General features: G+C 63.5%; 12 protein-coding genes. 1 reads left to right on the top strand and 11 read right to left on the bottom strand.

The window, feature by feature from the left end; translation table 11 throughout:
* Nucleotides 1-49: 49 nt before the first annotated feature.
* Together KHO49_RS28905 and KHO49_RS28900 are read right to left on the bottom strand one after the other, a co-directional pair.
* Nucleotides 50-2,344 carry an ATP-dependent DNA helicase gene (locus tag KHO49_RS28905; RefSeq protein ID WP_110595618.1) on the bottom strand — a complete coding sequence of 765 codons (2,295 nt, stop codon included), beginning with the start codon at nucleotides 2,342-2,344 and terminating at the stop codon, nucleotides 50-52.
* Nucleotides 2,341-3,993: a VRR-NUC domain-containing protein gene (locus KHO49_RS28900; RefSeq protein ID WP_102865127.1), complete on the bottom strand. Its 1,653-nt coding sequence runs from the start codon at nucleotides 3,991-3,993 to the stop codon at nucleotides 2,341-2,343. The genes KHO49_RS28905 and KHO49_RS28900 overlap by 4 nt, the downstream gene beginning before the upstream one ends.
* Nucleotides 3,994-4,197: 204 nt before the next feature.
* Here KHO49_RS28900 and KHO49_RS28895 point away from each other — a divergent pair, with 204 nt between their 5' ends.
* Complete coding sequence (locus tag KHO49_RS28895) at nucleotides 4,198-4,422, top strand: YgdI/YgdR family lipoprotein (RefSeq protein ID WP_102865128.1); 225 nt, start codon at nucleotides 4,198-4,200, stop codon at nucleotides 4,420-4,422.
* Nucleotides 4,423-4,436: 14 nt separating this feature from the next.
* Here the strand turns inward: KHO49_RS28895 and KHO49_RS28890 are convergent, their stop codons facing one another.
* From KHO49_RS28890 to KHO49_RS28850, 9 genes are all read right to left on the bottom strand, one after another.
* On the bottom strand, nucleotides 4,437-4,817 hold the full coding sequence (locus KHO49_RS28890) for a hypothetical protein (protein WP_170003823.1): 381 nt from the start codon (nucleotides 4,815-4,817) through the stop codon (nucleotides 4,437-4,439).
* A 169-nt stretch (nucleotides 4,818-4,986) separates the two neighbouring features.
* Nucleotides 4,987-6,840: a polyurethane esterase gene (locus KHO49_RS28885; RefSeq protein ID WP_213666316.1), complete on the bottom strand. Its 1,854-nt coding sequence runs from the start codon at nucleotides 6,838-6,840 to the stop codon at nucleotides 4,987-4,989.
* Between the two features lie 110 nt (nucleotides 6,841-6,950).
* Nucleotides 6,951-10,043, bottom strand: coding sequence for an autotransporter domain-containing protein (locus KHO49_RS28880; protein ID WP_349628998.1), 3,093 nt, complete (start codon nucleotides 10,041-10,043; stop codon nucleotides 6,951-6,953).
* Nucleotides 10,044-10,566: 523 nt separating this feature from the next.
* Complete coding sequence (locus KHO49_RS28875; protein ID WP_213666314.1) at nucleotides 10,567-12,249, bottom strand: polyurethane esterase; 1,683 nt, start codon at nucleotides 12,247-12,249, stop codon at nucleotides 10,567-10,569.
* A gap of 30 nt (nucleotides 12,250-12,279) precedes the next feature.
* Nucleotides 12,280-13,629: a TolC family outer membrane protein gene (locus KHO49_RS28870; protein ID WP_372342519.1), complete on the bottom strand. Its 1,350-nt coding sequence runs from the start codon at nucleotides 13,627-13,629 to the stop codon at nucleotides 12,280-12,282.
* A gap of 14 nt (nucleotides 13,630-13,643) precedes the next feature.
* A complete protein-coding gene (locus KHO49_RS28865) occupies nucleotides 13,644-14,960 on the bottom strand; it encodes an HlyD family type I secretion periplasmic adaptor subunit (protein WP_372819941.1) in 1,317 nt (438 codons plus the stop codon).
* 14 nt (nucleotides 14,961-14,974) lie between these two features.
* Entirely contained in the window at nucleotides 14,975-16,768 is a 1,794-nt protein-coding gene (locus KHO49_RS28860; protein WP_110651812.1) for a type I secretion system permease/ATPase, read from the bottom strand.
* 216 nt (nucleotides 16,769-16,984) lie between these two features.
* Nucleotides 16,985-17,368 carry an AprI/Inh family metalloprotease inhibitor gene (locus tag KHO49_RS28855; RefSeq protein WP_102879447.1) on the bottom strand — a complete coding sequence of 128 codons (384 nt, stop codon included), beginning with the start codon at nucleotides 17,366-17,368 and terminating at the stop codon, nucleotides 16,985-16,987.
* A gap of 93 nt (nucleotides 17,369-17,461) precedes the next feature.
* Nucleotides 17,462-18,910, bottom strand: a complete 1,449-nt coding sequence (locus KHO49_RS28850; RefSeq protein ID WP_102879448.1) for a serralysin family metalloprotease — start codon at nucleotides 18,908-18,910, stop codon at nucleotides 17,462-17,464.
* Nucleotides 18,911-19,095 lie beyond the last annotated feature (185 nt).

Genomic DNA, 19,095 nt, shown 5'->3' with positions numbered 1-19,095 from the left:
CGCCCCCGGCGCACAAACGCCGGGGGCAAGCGGCTTCAGCTCCGCGCTATCACCTCGAAATCTCACCAGCCGACGCCGGGTCTTGGGCGTCCACGGCCCACCAGCTTGGCAACAACTGCCGCACCCTGGGCTCGGCAAAGCGATCGTCGATCAACATCAACACGCCCCGATCGGCCTGGCTGCGAATCACCCGCCCTGCCGCTTGCACCACTTTCTGCAGTCCGGGATAGAGGTAGGTGTAGTCGTACCCGGAGCCGAACAGCCGGGCCATGCGTTGTTTCATCTGCTCGTTCAACGGGTTGAGCTGAGGCAGCCCGAGGGTGGCGACAAAGGCGCCAATGAGTTTTGAGCCCGGCAAGTCGATGCCCTCGCCGAAAGCCCCGCCGAGCACGGCGAACCCGATGCCCTGCCCCTCTGCACGAAACTGCTGGAGAAAGCCCAGACGCGACGCTTCATCCATGCCCCTGGACTGCAACCACAGGGGAATCTGCGGGTGCTCGCGAGCCAACAGCTCGGCCACTTGCTGCAGGTAATCAAAGCTGCTGAAGAACGCCAGGTAGTTGCCCGGCCGCGCAGCGAACTGCTGGGCCAACAGTTCGACGATGGGCGCCAGGGACGCCTGTCGATGCACATAGCGGGTGGAGATGCGGCTGACGATATGCACGTCCAGTTGCGCGGCGGCAAACGGCGACTCCACGTCCAGCCACACCGTGGTCTGGGGCAATCCCAGCAGGTCGCGGTAGTAATGCTGCGGGTTGAGGGTGGCGGAAAACAGCACCGTACTGCGGGCCGCCGTCAGTCGCGGCCCGAGTAGCGGCGCCGGCACCACGTTGCGCAGGCTCAGCCGCGACAGGCTGCGCCTGGCACTCAGGGAGCGCTTGCTGATATCGAAGATGAACTGCTGTTCATCGAACAGCTCCGCCACCCGGGCAAATTGCAGCAGTTCGAAATACAGCCCCTGCAAACCAACGTCCAGGCCCTGAGGCTGCTCGTTGAAGTAGTCCCCCAGGGCCGCGACACACAAGGCCAGCGCCCTGAGCAAGGCCGTCGGGAGTTGGTCATAGGCCTGGTATGGCGCGAGCTGTTCCTTGTGCAAGGCGTTCCATTCGCGGTTGAGCCGTTGCAACGAACTTTTCAGCGCCTGGGGCGCAGTGCTGCGCACGCTGGCCAGCGTTTGTTGATCCAGGCTGGCGCTGTACATGCCACGCCCGCGCTCCACCAGGTTATGGGCCTCGTCCACCAGCACCGCCACTTGCCATTGATTGGCCTGGGCCAGGCCGAACAGCAAGGCGCTGAAATCGAAATAATAGTTGTAGTCGGCCACCACCAGATCGCTCCAGCGGGCCATCTCCTGACTCAGGTAGTAAGGACAGACCTGATGCGCCAGGGCCACCTCGCGCAGCGCCTGGCGATCCAGCATCGGCACCTGGCTGGCCGCCTGACGCGCCGCGGGCAGGCGCTGGTAGAACCCCTTGGCCAGCGGACAGGACTCGCCGTGGCAAGCCTTGTCCAGGTGTTCGCAGGCCTTGTCCCGGGCCACCAGCTCCAGGACCCGCAACGGCAGTTGGGACTGGCTGGCGAACAGCACCCGGGCCGCATCCAGCGCCAATTGCCGCCCCGGGGTCTTGGCGGTGAGAAACAGCAGCTTGTCCAGTTGCTGCGGGGCCATGGCCTTGAGCATGGGAAAGATCGTGCCCAGGGTCTTGCCGATACCGGTGGGCGCCTGGGCCAGCAGGCAACGGCCAGTGCTGACCGCCTTGTACACCGATTCCGCCAGGTGCCGCTGGCCAGGGCGGAACTCGCCATGGGGAAAAACCAGGGCCCCAGTGGCCTGGTCCCGGGCCTCGCGGTGGCGCATTTCCTGCTGCGCCCACTCCAGGAACACCGCGCACTGCCGATTGAAGAACTCCTGCAATGCCTCGGCACTGTGCTCCTCCACCAGGGCGGTTTCCTGCTCGCTGAGGATGTCGAAATACACCAGCGAGACCCGGATACTCGGCAGTTGCAGGCTCTGGCACAAAAGCCAGCCATAGACCTTGGCCTGGGCCCAGTGCAGTTGCCGGTGGTTGTCGGGCATGCGCGCCAGGTCGCCCCGATAGGTCTTGATCTCCTCCAGGAGGTTCTGCGCCGGGTCATAACCGTCCGCCCGGCCCTTGACCAGCAACTCGCCGTATTGACCCTCCAGGGCCACTTCGCTCTGGTAGCCGGGATTGCGCCGGGATGCCACGGTGCGGTGCCCGACTATTCCCTCCAGGGCGGTAGGCGATGGGGTGAAACGCAGATCCAGGTCGCCGCTCTTGGCGCTGAACTCGCACAAGGCGCGCACCGCAATGCGGTAACTCACGTCGACAGGTCCTGCCATTGCACATAGCACACCGCCACCGGCATCCGGTGCTCCTGGCAGAAGTCCAGCCAGCGCAGCTGGTTGTCCTGCAGGCGGTCGCCCGGACCCTTGACCTCGATCATCCGGTAGGTCCTGGCCTCGGGCCAGAACTGGATCAGGTCCGGCATACCGGCCCGGTTGGCCTTGATATCCAGCAACAGGCGCTCAAACCAGTGTTTCAGGTGCTCGGCCGGCAGGCAGTCGAGGGCCTGCTCCAGCAACTCCTCGGTCAAGGCCCCCCAGAACACGAAGGGCGACTGCAGGCCCCACTTGTCGACAAACCGCTGGCGGATGCTGTCCCGGTAGCGACCATCGTCCAGCTCCTCCAGGCAGGCCTGGAACAGATCGCTGCGCCGCTGATGAAAGTCCTCGCTCAGCAGATCCACCGGCCCGCGCTGGAACGGGTGGAAGAACGCCCCGGGCAAGGGGGCGAAGATCGCCGGCCAGCACAGCAACCCGAACAGCGAATTGATCAGGCTGTTTTCCACGTAGTGCACCGGCGCCTGGGGCTGCTGCAGATGGGCCTGGACATGCAGCTCCACCGCCAGCCCATCGGCGTCACGGGGCAGGCACAGGTCCAGTCGCGCCACCTCACGGCTGACCGTCCGAGGCGCTGGCGGGCCACCCAGCTTGCGCCGCAGCCGGGGCATGACCCGCAGCAGCTGCTGGGCCTCGGCGGCGCTCTGGGGCGCCGCCGCAGCCTGCTCGGCCAGCGCCAGCGCCGCCTGATACTCGGCACTGAGCTCCAGGACCCGGATCAACCGCAGGCGAGCACCGGGGTAGGCACATTGCTGGTAGATCTCCCGGGCCTGCCGCCAGTCCGTCAACCGCTCGCAATGCTGCCCCAGCTGGAACAACAGCTTGCCGCGGCGTTTCTCCAGCCAGGGGTTGGCGGTGCTGAAAGCCGCGATGCGCGCGAGCACCGCGTCCACCTCCTCCCCGGCCTCGAAGGCTTCCTGACACTGGTGCAGGTAGATGAAGCCGTCCACGTCGTCACGGCTGCGCAAGCCACGGGCATCGGCACTGATCTCGACCTTTTCGTAGCTGTAGATCCCCAGGTCCGCCAGCACGAATTCCGACCAGTCCTGGTAGAGATTGCCGAAGAACATCAAGCGCAGGCGATCGCACAACGGCATGACCGTCAGGCTCAGCAGCCGGTCCGCCAGTGCCGGGCACCATTGGCCGAACGCCCGGGGTTGCGGGTACAGCGCCTGCAGGGTCTCCAGCCACTGGTTCTTCTTGGCCTTGGCCACCAGCCCCTGGTCACTGAAGCACTGCAGGATCTCGGCCTTTTGCAACAGGCCGAACAACTCGTCCAGGGCCAAGGGTGCCTGCTCATCGACCCAGCCCAACGCCAGCAACGGCTGCAGGGCCCGGGCGCTGTCGCCGATCTCCGGGTAACGCAACTTGCCGAGGCGAAAATGCCGCCCCTTGCGCATCACCATGCGCACCAGCAAGGCCTGGGATGGCTGGGGCAACTGCGCGAAATCGGTGATGAAACGCTGCTCTTCATCGCGCAGCACATCGGCATAGCGCAGCTCCAGCCAGTTCAGGACTTGCTGGAAGTTGTGCAGGTAATAAAAGGGGTTCTCGAGGGGATTGGAAGTCACTGAACGAAGACGCCACGGCTGGACTGGTACTGGTTATGCGTACAGATAACAGCCGACGCCCCAGTCTGGCAAACACTATTGGATAAATGGCGGGAAGAAGATTTTTCCAGTGCCCAGGCGAACTTTCGTCGTGTTCACGACACCAAGGGGCCATGCTTATAGTGTCCGGCGCAACACGGATACCCCTACCGATAAGAGGTCTATATGAATGTGAAGAACCTGGGATTGCTCCTGGCCAGTGTCGCCGCCCTGGCCCTGACCGGCTGCGCCTCACCCACCGTGGTGACCTTGCAGAACGGTACCCAGTACCTGACCCGGGACCAGCCCAAGACCAAGACCGCTGATGGCTTCTACGAATTCCAGGACATTTCCGGCAAGACCATCCGGGTCAAGGCGGACGATGTGGCCACCGTTCGCCAGGAACAATGATTCAGCCGTGCACCTCAGTGCGACCAGGGAAAGGGTCCCTGCCCCGGCTCGCAGACAATCCCCAGGGGCTTGCCGCGCTTTGACATCTCGTCACGCACTTGCTGGCAGCGCTGCCGCTCCCGGGCTTCGGCGTTATCGATACTGATGTTGCCCGTGCTTTCTGGCGCCTTGCCGTCCCCCAGACGGAAATTTGCAATGGGTTGCTCCGGCTGCAGATTGAAGCGACTGGGTGCTGGCTCCTCTTTCTCGGCTGACGCCGGCTGGCCGGCCGGCAATTGATCCGGGGTTACTCCGTAACGTTTCAGAATCGAGCTCTGAGGCAGCTCTTCAGCCGATGCCATGAGCGCCCACAGGGCCAGCACCAGTCCGCCCGCACACCTCTTGCTATTACTCACTGTCAACACTCTCCTGCCTTTTCCTTGAATCGATTACTGCTCAATACCTTGGGTAACGCATGACCAGGCTTGGGTTTTACAAGTATTTGAGTCGCCAATAGACCGACAGGTCACGATTTTCTTGCCAAGTCAGCGCGGAGCCCGTTGCGAGCCCCACGCTGCGGGTCCATCAGGCGAGGGTGATGCCCGAGCCGTTGAGGTGCGCGAGGCTGACGCCCACCAGGGTCACCGAGTCATGGCCGAAGGTCAGCACGGTGTCATTGCCGCTGCTACTGGCGTGGGCCCGATAGTCCTGGTCCGGCAGCACGCCGCTCACCCCCATGAACACCAGCTTGTCGCCACTCTGGTAGCCGAGGATGCGGTCCTGGCCGAAATGACCGGTGAACAGGAAGGTGTTGTTGCCCCCACCCGACTCCATCAGGTCATTGCCGGCGCCACCGACGAAGACATCGTTGCCCTTGCCGCCGATCAGGTGATCGTTGCCGTCCAGGCCGAACAGCCAATCGCCGCCGGCATGGGCCTTGAGCAGGTTGTCGCCGCCGTCGCCCTTCACCGAAGACGCGTACTGGGTCAGTTGGCTGCCCACCTTCAACCCCTGGTCGGTGACCTGGTGGAACACATCATCCTTGAACAGCCCCCAGAGAAACCCCGGCTCCTTGCTCTGAATGGCGCCGATGTCGCGGGTCATGCTGATCCCGCCGCTGGCGTCGCGCACGTACAGGGTCCCGGCGCCGTCGCTGGCGAAGCTGTAGTCCTTCACCGAGTGCTGCAGGTCCAGGGTGTTGCTGCCCTTGCCGCCGAGGATGATGTTGTAGCCGCCGTCATCGCGGAAGGTGTCGTTGCCGTCGCGGCCTTCCAGGTAATCGTTGCCGCCCCCGCCCTGGATCAGGTCGTTGCCGTCGCTGCCAATGATGAAGGTGCTGCCCTTGTGGGTATCGGCGTTGCGGTTCAGATCCTGGACCCAGGTGCTACCCCGGGCCGGGTCCGACAGATTGGCCACGACAATGGTGGAGTCCTTGCTGGTGAAGTCATAGAACTGCGACTGCAGCACCCGGGTCAGGCCATCGCCGTAGCCGGTGGGCAAGTGAGAAATCCAGGTGGGGATGTTGAGGATCGAGAACGGCAGCGCGTTCCACAGGGTCGAGGCGTAATGGTCGTTGAAGTTGACGATGTTGTTGGTGGCCGAGTCCTGCTGGGCGTCGTGCACACCCAGGGACGACAGGTTGAAGTTGTAACCGTCCAGGGCGCGGAACACCGGGTCGTTTTCATAACCGATGTTCAACACCTTGTCGCTGGTGCTCTGGGTCGGCGAGGCATAGGCGATGTAGTTGGCATCCTTGTAGAACCCGGACCAGCGTTCGCTGCTCAGGTCCGCCAGGCTGTTGACCCCCAGCCCGCCCAGGCTGTGGCCACTGACCAGGATGTCCTTGCCCGACAGGCCATTGGCCTGGGCAAAAGCCGCCACATCGGCGAACAGTTTGCCGAAGGCCTCACCGGCGTAGTTCTTCGCATAGTCCTTGGGTCCCAGGGCGGCCAGCAGGTCACTGATGACATCACCGATGGTGTCGCCGATCACCGATTCCCGGGGGCCGCTGGTGCCGCGAAAGGCGATGCCGATGGAACTCAGGTGGCCCTGGGCATCGTACTTGCCGAGGATCTCCACCTGGGCCGTGCCGTAGCCGTCCTTCTCGCCGAAGAATGTGCCCCGGGCATCCACCTTGCCGCTGTAGCCCAGTTGCTGGGCACTGAGGGTGGACCACCCCGCCTGGTGCAACGCGTCTTTAGCGGCCTGCTCCGAATCCGGATTCCAGGGAATGCCGGGGATGACGCCCTGGGAATCACTGCTGCCGATCAGCGCGGTGATCAGGGTCGCCGGCAGGCCAAGGCCGAAGCCGTTGTGCTGGTAACCCACGGCAAAGCCGTTGTCGAGGTTGTGATAGGAATACAGCGTGATCGCCAGCGCATCGGAAAACAGCGCTTTGGAGTCGGCTGCGGTGAAGTTCTTGTAGTCAAACACACCCATGGTATTGCCTCTCTATTGTTGGAATTGTCAGAGAAAGCTCAGGCCCTCGCAGGCCCCGTTTCCGGGTCTGGAGGACCTGTACAACACCTTGCACATCCGTTGCCTGGGTCTTAGAAAGTCCAGTCCAGGGTCAAGCCGACCCCATGGTTCCGGTCACGGCTGCCCAGCAACCCGTTGTAATCCAGATTGACCCGGGTCTGTCGACCCAGGGCAATGCCCGCCCGTGCACCGACGACCGCCGCATCGCGGTCCAGTGACAGGCTCTGCACCTTGTAGCTTTGTCCACCGTCGGCAAACGCCAGATGCTGGTCGGCGCCGGTGGCGCTCAGATTGTGCTGCCAGCCGAGGGTAGCGGACAGTTCCACAGTCTGCCCGGAAGACAACTGCAACTGCTTGCCGGCGCGCATGCCCAGGGTCGAGAGCCAGGCCTCGCGATTGTCGCTATCGCCCTTGAGTGCCGTGGCGCCGCCGTGCTCCTTGAAACGCTCGCTATCCACATGCACATAGGCCAGGCTGGCAAAGGGTTCCAGGGCCATGGGCTGCAGATCCAGGTGCCACGCCGCCTCGCCGAACAGCTGCAGGCTGCGGGCATCACGCTTGCTCTTCTGGCGATCGGCAACCTCGTCATATTGCAGCTCGCGCCGAGTGGCGATGCGGTGCCAGCTGTAGGAACCGCCCAGGCTCAGGCGCAGTTGTGCAAGCTCGCGTCCGGCGTAGGCACCCAGGTGGTAGCTGTCGATGCTGGCCGAAGAATGCCGGCCATCGCCCATGCTCAGCGAACTGTCGCTGTAGCCGGTGAACACGCCCAGGCGGGTGCTCGGGTCCAGTTGCCCGTCGAAGCCGGCCAGCAGGCCGCCGATGGAGCTGGTATAGCCGGCTCGATCCTGGCCGCCGTCGGCCTTGCCCCAGGCGCCCAGGGTCTTGAGCCACAGCCCCTGCTCGCCGCCCTCGACGGTAGGCACCGCGTCCCCGCCCTGCTGGCGTAGCCGCTCACCCATCGCGTCACGCAGGTAGCGGTTGTCATTGAGCAACTGGCTGCCAACGGCCGGATGAATTTCCCCGGACAGTTGCTCGAAGGCCTGTTGTGCACTGGCCGCGCTGGCGGCCAGCAGCAGGCTTTCATACACCGGGTTGCCCGCCCCCAGTTGCTCGGCAGCATCGGCCACCGAACGCTGGTTGGGGCTCAGGCCGATGCTGCTGAACGAGGTGGCATTGCGCGCCACCGACAGCTGAACACCGCCGGCGCTGTAATTGAGGTTGCCCCCCAGAAACAGCGAGTTGGAAAGCACCGGGCCGAAGCTGCCCTGTACGCCATTGGCGGCCTGCAGGATGTCCAGCTGCCGCCCCACCAGGCTCGGGACCCGTTGCGCATTGAGGGACAATCCCGGGTTTTCCAGCTCCAGGGCCAGGCTGGCTCCGCCGAGGGTGGCCTGGCCGTCGCTGACAATCCGGTCGCTACCGCTGGGGGACACCTCCACCGCGTAGGTCGAACCCGGGAGGAAGTTCACATCGGAGCTGACATGCAAGGTGCCGATGGAGTTGCCCGGGGCCACAATCGCGCCCGCGTTGGCGGTCAGTGCGCCCACGCGGCCCGTGCCGCCGAGGATGCCACCAGCGTTCACCGTCACCGCCGACAGCAGCGAGCCGTTGACCGCCAGCCGCCCCTGATTGACCAGGGTCGGCCCGGCGTAGGTATTGGCGCCGCTGAGCACCAGGGTGCCGACGCCCTGCTTGGTCAGGCCGCCGTGGCCACTGATGTCGTTGCTCCAGATATCCAGTACGCAGCTGATGTCATTGCAGCGCCGCTGGGTCGGCTTGCCGGCATCCAGCAGCGCGCCATAGCCCGGCAGGTCAGCGACGAACTGGGTCGAACCGTAGCCGCCCTGGATACGGAACTCCTCAGGGATATCCGCTTCGGTCACCAGCATGCCGGGCCCGCGAATCCCCTTGCCCAGATCGATCATCCCCCAGCCGTACAAGGCATCGATGCCCGGGGCACCCAGGTCGGTGGCCGTGGTGCGCAGGACGCTGGCCACCTGCGCCGCGCTCATGTAGGGGAAACGCTCCATCAGCACCGCCGCGGCGCCAGCCGCATGGGGCGCAGCCATGGACGTGCCGTTCTTGTTGGCGTAGCCCAGGGTCATGTTCTCCAGGCTGGTGCCGCCGATCACCGAGCTGTAGATCCGGGTGCCGGGGGCCGATACGCAGAAGCTCGCGGTGTAGCCGCAGCGGGAAGAAAAGGTACTGATGACATAGGGATCGGCGCTGCCGGTATCGGGGTTCTGCTGCAACGCCGCCACGGTCAGCCAGTTGGGGGCAATCTGCGGCACGAAGTAGGCCAGCCCGGCAATAGCGTCGGGGTTGTTCAGGTTGTAATCGTTGCCGGCGGCGAAAATCGTCAGCACCCCGCTGCGGGCTGCGGCGATCGCCCCGTCGTAGGCGCCGCCCGGCAAACTGCCCAGCAACGGCTGGATCTGCGCGAACTGCGCCCGGGCATCGTCCAGGGTGAAGTGCGGGAACGCCGGATCACGACCGCCCTGGCTGAAGTGCTCGGTAATGCCGATGCCCCAGCTGTTGTTGATGATCCGCGCGCCACTGGCCACCAGGCCGTCCCAGCCGGCCTTGTACACCGCGCCATCGTTACCGAGGATGATGCCGTCCTCCGGGCCCGGATCGCCGTTGTCGGCGCTGATGATCTGGGCGTCGAAGGCCACCCCGTGCATCGCCCCGCCATCGCGGTTGCCGGCGGCGATCCCGCCGACATGGGTGCCGTGGGACCCCAGCTTGCCGTCCGAGCCCACCGAAGGTCGGCCGTCATAGACGAAGGCATCGCCGGCCTGCACCGGAATATAGGGATCGGTGTACTGGCGAGTGCCGCTGGTGACCAGGGTCAGCACCTTGCCCGGGCTGGCGAACTCCGGATGCTGGGCATACACCGGCTGGTCGAAGATCCCCAGCTTGACGCCCTTGCCGCTGTAACCGGCGGCATAGGCACTGTCGGCATGAATCGCCCCCAGGCCCCAATCGGCCTTGAACTCGGCGCTGCGCCAGCTGCCGGCGTCGCCCCGGCGGCCGTTCTCCACATAGGGCGCCGCCTGGGCCGTGCCCAGCAGCGCCACCCAACCCAACAGTGCCGGAGCCAGGGTCAACCATCCCCGTTCCTGCCCCAGCACAGCGCCATCCTTGCGTTTGACTTGCTTCACTACGACCTTCCTTAGTTGTGTTGCGAAATGGCCCTGGCAGGCTCCCTGCCCGCCGCTCGAATGACGTCGTGGAAACGCCATTGCAGATTGACTCCGACACCCTTGTGTCGCTCACCAACACCCCAGGCGCGCCAAGGCAGCAGCACAGGCGCACGGGGCTTGGCAGCACCTGCTGGGCTTGCTGGCTGTTCAGATAAGGGAAAGGTGCCATGGCTAGCGCCAGAGCGCCGATGGCATGGGGGGGCGGGAACGCCCCACTGGCCGGTGTGCCGAACGGCGTTGGGCGGCCGTCAACGGCAGGCCTGCGGCAAACGCCAGGCACAGGGTGCCCGCCAGCCTGTTGAACTGATGACATCTGACATCCATGTTGATGACTTCTCGTTTTTTGTTGTTGTTCGATCGTCCATCCAGGACGGATCAGGATGTTGCCGGCGACTTCAGGGGAGCCACCCCGACTCTCTCTGGGTTCAAGGTCCGCAAAGCCCGGGGGAGCGAATCCTGCGCTCCCCCGGCCGAGGCTGAATCAGGCGAACACGATGCCTGAACCGTTGAGCCCCTCCATACCGATGCCCACCAGGGTCACCGAGTAGTCGCCCACCTTGAGCAAGGTGTCGTTGCCGCTCTGGGACAGGTGCTGGCTGTAGTCGTAATGGGCATCGATGCCGGGCACGCCCATGAACACCAGCTTGTCGCTGTTCTGGTAGCCGTGGATCAGGTCGAGGCCGAAGTTGCCGCTGAACAGGAACGTGTTGCTGCCACCTCCGCTGGAGTACATGACGTCGTTGCCGGCACCGCCGACAAAGGTCACGTTGGCCTTATCGCTGCTCAGCAGGTCGTCGCCGCCATGGCCGAACAGCCAGTCGCCATTGATATCGGCCACCAGGGCATTGCCATAGGCATCGCCATTGAGGGAGTGGTTGTAGGCGGTCCACTGGTTGCCGTTCTGCAAGCCGTCGGCGGTCACGCTGTAGCTGACGTCCTTGCCGAGCAGTTGCCACCAGCTCCCGGCCTCGTGACTGACCAGGGCGCCGATATCCCGGGTCATGCTGATGCCGCCGTAGGCATCGCGGACGTACAAAGTGCCGTCGCCGTCATTGGCAATGGAGAAGTTCTTCAGCGGCTGCTGCAGCTGCAAAACGTTATGACCCGAGCCGCCATGGATGATGTTGTAGCCGCCGTCGTCGCGGAAACGGTCATCACCGGCCCCGCCATCGAGGTAATCGTTGCCCTTGCCGCCGTGCAGCAGGTCGTTGCTCTGGGTGCCGATGATGAAGGTGCTGCCGCTGTGCTGGTCGGCGTAGAGATTCAGGTCCTTGACCCAGACCTGGTCGCGCTTGTCCTCGGACAGGTTGGAAACCACCACCGTCGAATCGCGACTGGTCAGGTCATAGAAGTCCGAATTGATCACCCGGTTGAGCCCCGCGGCGTAGTCGACCGCGCTATGGGCCGACCAGGACCAGGGGTTGAGGATGCTCTGGGGCACCAGCTTGCCGGACAACGACGAATAGTGATCGGTAAAGCTGACGATATTGTTGGTGGCCGACTCCTGTGGCTTGTCGTGGGTGCCCAGGGACGAGGCGTTGAAGTGGGTGCCGTCCAGGGCACGGAACACCGGGTCGTTTTCATAACCGATATTCAGCACCTTGTCGCTGGCGCTCTGGGTCGGCGAGGCGAAGGCCAGGTAGTGGGCGTCCTGGAAGAAGCCGCCCCAGTGCTCCGTGCTCAGGGTCGCCAGGCTGTTGACCGCCAACCCGCCCAGGCTGTGCCCGGTGACCAGCACATCGCTGCCGCTCAGGCCCTGGGCCGCGGCGAAGGCGGCGACCTTGCCCAGCAGGTTGTCGAAGGCCAGGCGGCTGTAGTTGTCGGCAAAGCCGGAGACAAAGGCCGCCTGCAGGTCGTTGAGGCCGTCCTTGAGGCTGTCGGTGCCGCGAAAGCTGATGCCGATGGACAGCAACTGCCCGGCGCCGTCGTACTTGCCGAGGATCTCGACCTGGGCGTCGCTGACCGAAGACTGCTCGCCGGAAATGGTGCCCTGGGCGCTGACGTGGCCCTGATAGCCCAACTGCGAGGCGCTGATGGGTCGCCAGGACGTGCCCGGCAAGGCCTCGCCGGTGGGATTGCCTGCATACAAGGCCAGGGTGATGGCCTCGCTGTACTGGGCCTTGCCGGCACCGCCCACGGCGTTTTTGTAGTCGAAGATGCTCATGTGCGTTTCTCCTTTTTATCCTGCGGCCCGTCAGGGACCGGTGCGCTGACCAAAGGCCTCATCGACCCGGGCCAGATCTTCTTCACGCAAGGTTCCGGCGTAGTAATGCAACTTGGTCCAGGCCATCAGGTAGTCATACCGGGCCTGGGCCAGGTCACGTCGGGTGGTGTAGAGCTGCTGCTCGGCATTGAGCGCATCCAGGTTGACCCGCTCACCGCCAAGAATGCTCTGCCTGGTGGACACCACCAGGGCCTCGGCCGAGGTCAGGGCCTTCTGGTAGGCGCGCAATTTGCTCACCCCCGATAGACAGGCACTGAATTGCCGGCGCAGTTCAATCAGGGTTTCCCGAGTCTTGCCGTCCAGTTCGTATTCGGCCTGCTCCATGGCGCGGCTGGCCTGGCGAGTGGAGGCCGACACCCCGCCACCGGCGTACAGCGGCAGGCTGACTTCGATGCCGATGGTGTTGGTGTCGTAGCGCTGGTTGTAGGTGTTGCCGCTTTCCGATTCGTTCTGCCGCACGCTGGCGTAGGCGCTGAGCTTGGGCAGGTGCCCGGCGCGGTTGCGCTCCACTTCATAACGCGCCACCTCGACCCGTTGCCGCTGGGAGGCCAGCACCGGGTTGTTGCTCAGGGCCATCTCATGCCAGGTGTCGTAATTGGCCGGGCTCAGAGCAAAGGACTGGAAGTTTTCCTGCAAGGGGTCGAGGTCGCGCACGTCGAGGTCGGGCACGCCAATCAGCGCCCCCAGTTCACGCAAGGCCGCGTCCTGTTCGTCCCGGGCCTCGATCTCCTCGGCGGTGGCCAGCTCGTAGCGCGACTCGGCCTCGAGGATATCGGTACGGGTGCCCTCGCCCTGCTCGAACATGTGCCGGTTCTGCTGGAACTGTTGCTCGAAGGCCTTCTTCTTGGCCAGGGCGATCTCGATCTGATCCTGGGCGAACAGGGCCTTGGTGTAGTAACTGAGCACCCGCACCAGCAACTCCTGGCTCTTGCCGCGAAAGTTCTCGTCGGCGAACAGGGCCTGGGCCACGCCCTTGCGGTAGTTGGCGTAGGCCTCGTAGTCGATCAGCGGCTGCTGCAGGGTCAGGGACGAGCCGTAGCTGTCGTAGTTGCGTTTTTCGCTGACGCTGCCGCGCACCGTGTCCAGGTAGGTGACCTTGGAGTTGTTGTGGCCCTTGTTGTAGCTGTAGCCCACCTTGGGCAGCAGACCGGCGCGGCCGATGGCGCGGTTTTCCAGGCCGGCATCGCGCTCCTTGATGGCGCCGAGAAACACTGGATCGTTGCGCAGGGCCTGCTCGTAGATCTGGAACGGGCCCATGGCCTGGGCCCCCTGGCACACCAGCAAGGACAAGGCCGCGGCGAGAATGGAAAGCTTACTCATACGACGCGACATCCTTATTCTTCGGTCAATGCAGAGCTGGCCCGGTCGAGCAGAGGCTTGAACAGGTAGTTGAGCAGTGAACGCTCGCCTGTGCGCACGAACATCTCCGCCGGCATCCCCGGCTTGATCACCAGGCCGTTGAGCTTCTCCATGGCCTGGTCGCTGACGCTGCTGCGCAGCACGTAGTACGGCATGCCGGTCTTCTCGTCGACCATCTGGTCGGCGGATATCAGGCTGACTTCCCCCGGCACCCGTGGCGTGCGGCTCTGGTTGAAGGCGGTGAACAGGATGTCCACCGGCAGATGGGGGCCGACCTTGTCCACCAGATTGACCGGCAACCGCCCTTCCACTTCCAGGTGCGTGCCCTGGGGCACGATTTCCAGCAGGGTTTCACCCTGGCGCACCACGGCGCCTTCGGTGTGTACCCCAAGGTTGACCGCGATGCCGTCGGCAGTGGCGATGATTTCGCTGTGCTGCAAGTCGAAGCCGGCGGAGGTCAGTTGCTGCTCCAGGGTCTGGGTCTTGAGCTGGGCTTCGGCCAATTGGCTGCGGACCTCTTTCTGGTACTCCTCGCTGTGCTGTTGCAGCTTGAGCCGGGACTCGAGAATGCCCTGCTCGATGCGCCCGCTTTCACCGGTGTTCTGCGCCAGCTCCTGTTGCACCTGGGACAACTGGCGCTGGTATTCCAACAAGCGGTTGCGCGGGATGTAGCCGTTGTCGGCCAAAGGTTGCAGGTTGCTCAGTTGCTGGCGCAGGGACTCGGCTTGGCTGCCCAGGTCGGTGCGCGCCCGGCGCATGCCGGCCAGTTGCGCGGTGGCGCCTTCGATATTGGCGCGGATGCCCGCCTGCTCGCGGGAGAACGCCTCACGGCGGCTGCTGAACAATTGGCGCTGGCCTTCCAGCACCAGGGCCAGGCGTGGGTCGTCGCTGTTGCTCAGTTGCGGCGGGAAGTCCACCTGCTTGAGGTTGTCGCGCTCACTGCGCCAGCGCGCCAGGCTGGCCATGGCCATGCGGTACTGGGCCTGCAGCGACTGCACGTCCGCCGCCACCTGGGTCTGATCCAGGCGGAACAACGGCTGGCCCTGCTTCACGCTTTGGCCCTCGCGCACCAGAATCCGGCTGACCACCCCGCTGCTCATGGACTGCACCGCTTTGCGCTTGCCGGACACCACCACCGTGCCTTGCACGGGAATCCCCTGATCCAGTGGAGCCAGCGCAGCCCAGATGAAAAAACTGCCGGCCCCCACCAGGGCCAGTATCCAGCCCATGCGCGCGAAAAAGCCCGCATCACGCTCAACCCGTTCCGGCGCGTAACCCTCTTCGATCATCATGTTGCTGTCCTTGCTCATGCGCCTTTGTTCCGTGTCGGAGCCTGATACTGGCGGCTCATGCTCAAGCCACCGGGTGCGGCTGCAGCGGCGGGTCTGGCCGGTTCCTGGGGTTGGAGTGACTGGGGCTGCTGGGCACCGGCCAACGCCTTGAGTACTTCCTGGCTGGGGCCAAAGGCCTGCAGGCGACCTTCATTGAGCACCAGCAGCTTGTCGGCCAGGGCCAGCACCGACGAGCGATGGGTCACCAGAACCACGCTGGTCCCCCGGGCCTTGAGCTGGGCAATCGCCGCCGCCAGGGCGCTCTCGCCCACGGTGTCGAGGTTGGAGTTGGGTTCGTCGAGCACCACCAGGCTGGGATTGCCATACAAGGCCCGGGCCAGGGCCACCCGCTGCTTCTGGCCCCCGGACAGGCCGCTGCCGTCATCGCCAAGCACGGTGTCGTAGCCTTGAGGCAGGCGCAGGATCAACTCGTGCACTCCGGCCAGCTGCGCGGCCTGGACCACCTGCTCCGGGTCGGCCTGGCGAAAGCGTGCGATGTTCTCGGCGATGCTGCCGGTGAAGAGTTCGATGTCCTGGGGCAAATAGCCGATGTAGGGACCCAACTCATCGCGATTCCAGCGATGAATGTCGGCGCCGTCCAGGCGCACCGTGCCGGCCAGGGTCGGCCAGACGCCCACCAGTACCCGAGCCAGGGTCGACTTGCCGGAACCGGAGGCCCCCAGCACCCCGAGCACTTCACCGGCATTGATACTGAAGCTCACCTGCTGCAGGGTCGCCGCCCGACGTCCGGGAGGCCCGGCGCTGACCTGCTCGAAACTCACCTGGCCCTTGGGCGCCGGCAACGACATGGCGCTGTCACTGGGTGGGAACTCGCGCAGCAGCGCGTCCAGTCGACCATAGGCCAGCTTGGCCGAACTCCATTGCTTCCACACCGCGATCAACTGGTCGATGGGACTCAGGACCCGGCCCATGAGGATCGACCCGGCGATCATCATCCCCGCGGTCATGTCGCCCTTGATCACCAGCAAGGCGCCCAGGCCCAGCACCAGGGATTGCAGGCACAGACGCAGGGTCTTGCTCAGGGAACTGATCACCGAACCTGTGTCGCTGGCCTCGTTCTGCAAGCCGAGAAAGCGCGAGTGCACGGCAAACCAGCGCTTGCGCAAGGCACCAAGCATGCCCATCGCCTGAATGGTCTCGGCATTGTGCAAATGGCTGGTGGCCAATTGGGTGGAGCGTTGCGAAAAACCGCTGGCCTCGGCCAGGGGTTTCTTGGTCATGGCTTCATTCAGGCACGCCAGGGCGATCAGCAACACCGCGCCCACCGTGGCGAACACCCCGAGCCAGACGTTGAAGGCATAGATCACCAGCAGGTAGATGGGAAACCAGGGGGCATCGAAGAAGGCGAACAACGCCGGCCCGGTGAGGAACTGGCGGATATGGGTCAAATCGCCCAGTGACTGGCCGGCATGGCCTTCGCCACGGGCCAGGTTGCGTTCGAATGCCGCCTGATACACCCGCAGGTTGAAGCGGCGCTCCAACTGGCTGCCGATGCGGATGACGATAAAGCTGCGCACCACTTCCAGCAGCCCGATAAACAGGAAAAAGCCCACCACCATCAGCGACAGCATCACCAGGGTGGTCTCATTCTGCGAAGACAGCACCCGGTCGTAGACTTGCAACATATAGATGGAGGGCACCAGCATCAGCACATTAATCAACGCGGTGAAACAGCCGACACTGATCAGGATGCCCTTGTATTCGCCCAATGCCTTGAACAGTGGTGCAGGATGACTATTATTCAGCATCTTCAACATTTCCCTGAGCCGACCCTGCGCGCCGAACGCGAGCACCTCATATACGGCGCAACTAAAGATGTGTGCCCCTTAGTCTCAAAGTCTGCAGACACACCCAAACCAGACAACTGTAGTTAACAGTCATCCGGTTAAAAACCTGTCGATTAAAAGAGTGGTAAAACTAAAACCACAACCACCCAAGATTAAACGAACAACCTGCTGCCTTAATTAGCCAGCACGCTGTAACACGATCAAACCGTCGCCTTTGAGGCGCGCTTCGTACAGGCCTTCTCTCTGTCGACTGAAAAAGATAATCCTTGAACCTTCCCGTCCCGTGATGGCAATACCGTCGGGCTCCGGAAACCAGCCCACCGCCGCCTCACCGATCCACTTCGACAGGCACTCGGCGCCGTCTCCCAGGGCTGCGTTTTGCAGCAGGTCCAGGGCGCAGGCGCCGCCAGGCTCGCTCTGTTGCTGCAACTGCCAGTGTCCAACCAGTTCCGAGGGGTCCGCCAAACGCAGGCTGCTTGCCATGGTGAGTGCTCCATAAAAGATCGTCAGCGTCGCCAGCAGCCAGGTGGCCGCCTTGCAACTCAAGGTGTGTGGGGTCATAGGGTGCTCCGTCCGCCCGGTAGACTCGCTCAGCCCCGGGGCCAATGCAAGAACGGAAGGCAGCGCATCGGCGCCGCCTTCCGCCTACTTCACTCAGGCCACGATGTCACTGACGGCTGCCTGGCCAACGGTGCTGACCAGGAAGTCCGCCACGCCGTGCCCGGAGAAGTCCACGGACAGGGTGCTGATGCCCCCGGAGGTAGTGAGGATGGCGTCACCCACCGCGCCGGTGAAGGCGTTGACGAAGTGCAAGCCTGCACCCTTGGTGATACCGGTCAGATCGATCTTGTCCAGGCCGCTGACAAAATCCATGATCTGGTCGGCCGCGCCCGGTTTGGAGTCGGAACTGGCGCCGAACACGAAGGTGTCCGAACCCGAACCGCCCCAGAGCTTATCGGCGCCACCGCCACCGTAGATGATGTCGTTGCCGGCACCTCCCTTGAGCACGTTGGCAGCGTTGTTGCCGATCAACAGATCGTTGCCCGAACCGCCGATGGCGTTCTCCACGGTCACGCCCTGAGCAATGGAAACGTTACCCACCATGCCGCCAACGTCGGAGAACGAGGCCTCATTGAGGTTGATCTTCTGGTTTTGAGTGAACCCGGAGAAGTCCAGGGTATCGTTGCCACCACCGTCCCACACCGAGAACACCAGCTTGTCGGCAGACGAACTGGCGCTGTAGAAGTCGCGCCCGGTGTTGGAGTTGAAGCCATAGGTGGTATCGCCGGCACGGGTGCCGTAGTTGGCCCCGTAGAGTTTCTGGATGGCCGCGATATCGTCCATCAGCGGACCGGACGAATAGGCCACGACCCCGCCCTTGCTGAAGTTCTGGCTGGTGTTGCTTTCACTCCAGTAGCTCATGATGCTGTAGCCACGCGTGTCCTGGCCGTAGCTGGCGTCCTTGTAGCTTGGGTTGCCTTCGCCTGCGTTGTAGTCGCCAGGGTGAGCCAGGCCCAGGGTGTGACCGATCTCATGGGTCAGGGTCTGACGGCCATAGTTGTTCAGGTCGGGATTCTTGTTCTGGGTGTAGCTGCTGTTGATCAGGTACCAGGAGGTACCGTCGTAACCGGCACCGGTGCCCGGCAGGTAGGCGAAGGCCGCCGCGCCGTCCTGGCCACCACTGTAGTTGCCGAAGGTCATGCGAGCGTCGCCACCCGAGGCTTTCTCGGTAAACACGACATTGGCCACATCGGCCCAGGATTGCATGGCCAGCACTGCTTGGGCCTTCTGCTGGGCACTGAACTGGCTGAACCCGGAGATACCGTGCTTGTACATGGTGCTCGAGGAGGCCGAGGTCAGGAAGGTATAGGACAGATCGATTTTGCCGTTACCGTTCAGGTCCTTGAACGCCGCGCCGTCACGCAGCAATTGCGTGGCGGCTTGATCGACTGAGAACGAAGGCTTGCCGTTAACCGTGAGATTGCCGCCACGATCGTATTGGTGGCTAAAGCTATTGATCTGGTTATAAGCCGAACTTGCTGCGGCCAATGGCTCGAGTTGCTGTTCGGCAGATGCAATAGCGCTCTTTTTTATTGTCGACATAAACACACTTCCTTGTAATCAATGGAACAGTTTTTGTCAGATAGCGACAATCCCTGGCGAGATCGTCCTATCACTCGCCCTAAGCAGGCGAAAGAAAGCTGACACAATTTGAAATCAGGCGTCCACTACTTTTTTGACGCCAAATTCCACTGTTCCGACAAACTCCCGCAAACAATGACCGTGCA

The organism is Pseudomonas sp. RC4D1, from assembly GCF_018390395.1.
Classification (GTDB): Bacteria; Pseudomonadota; Gammaproteobacteria; order Pseudomonadales; family Pseudomonadaceae; genus Aquipseudomonas; species Aquipseudomonas danubii.
The sequence above is the reverse complement of the archived record's forward strand: the minus strand, read 5'-3'. Positions and strand labels throughout refer to the sequence as shown.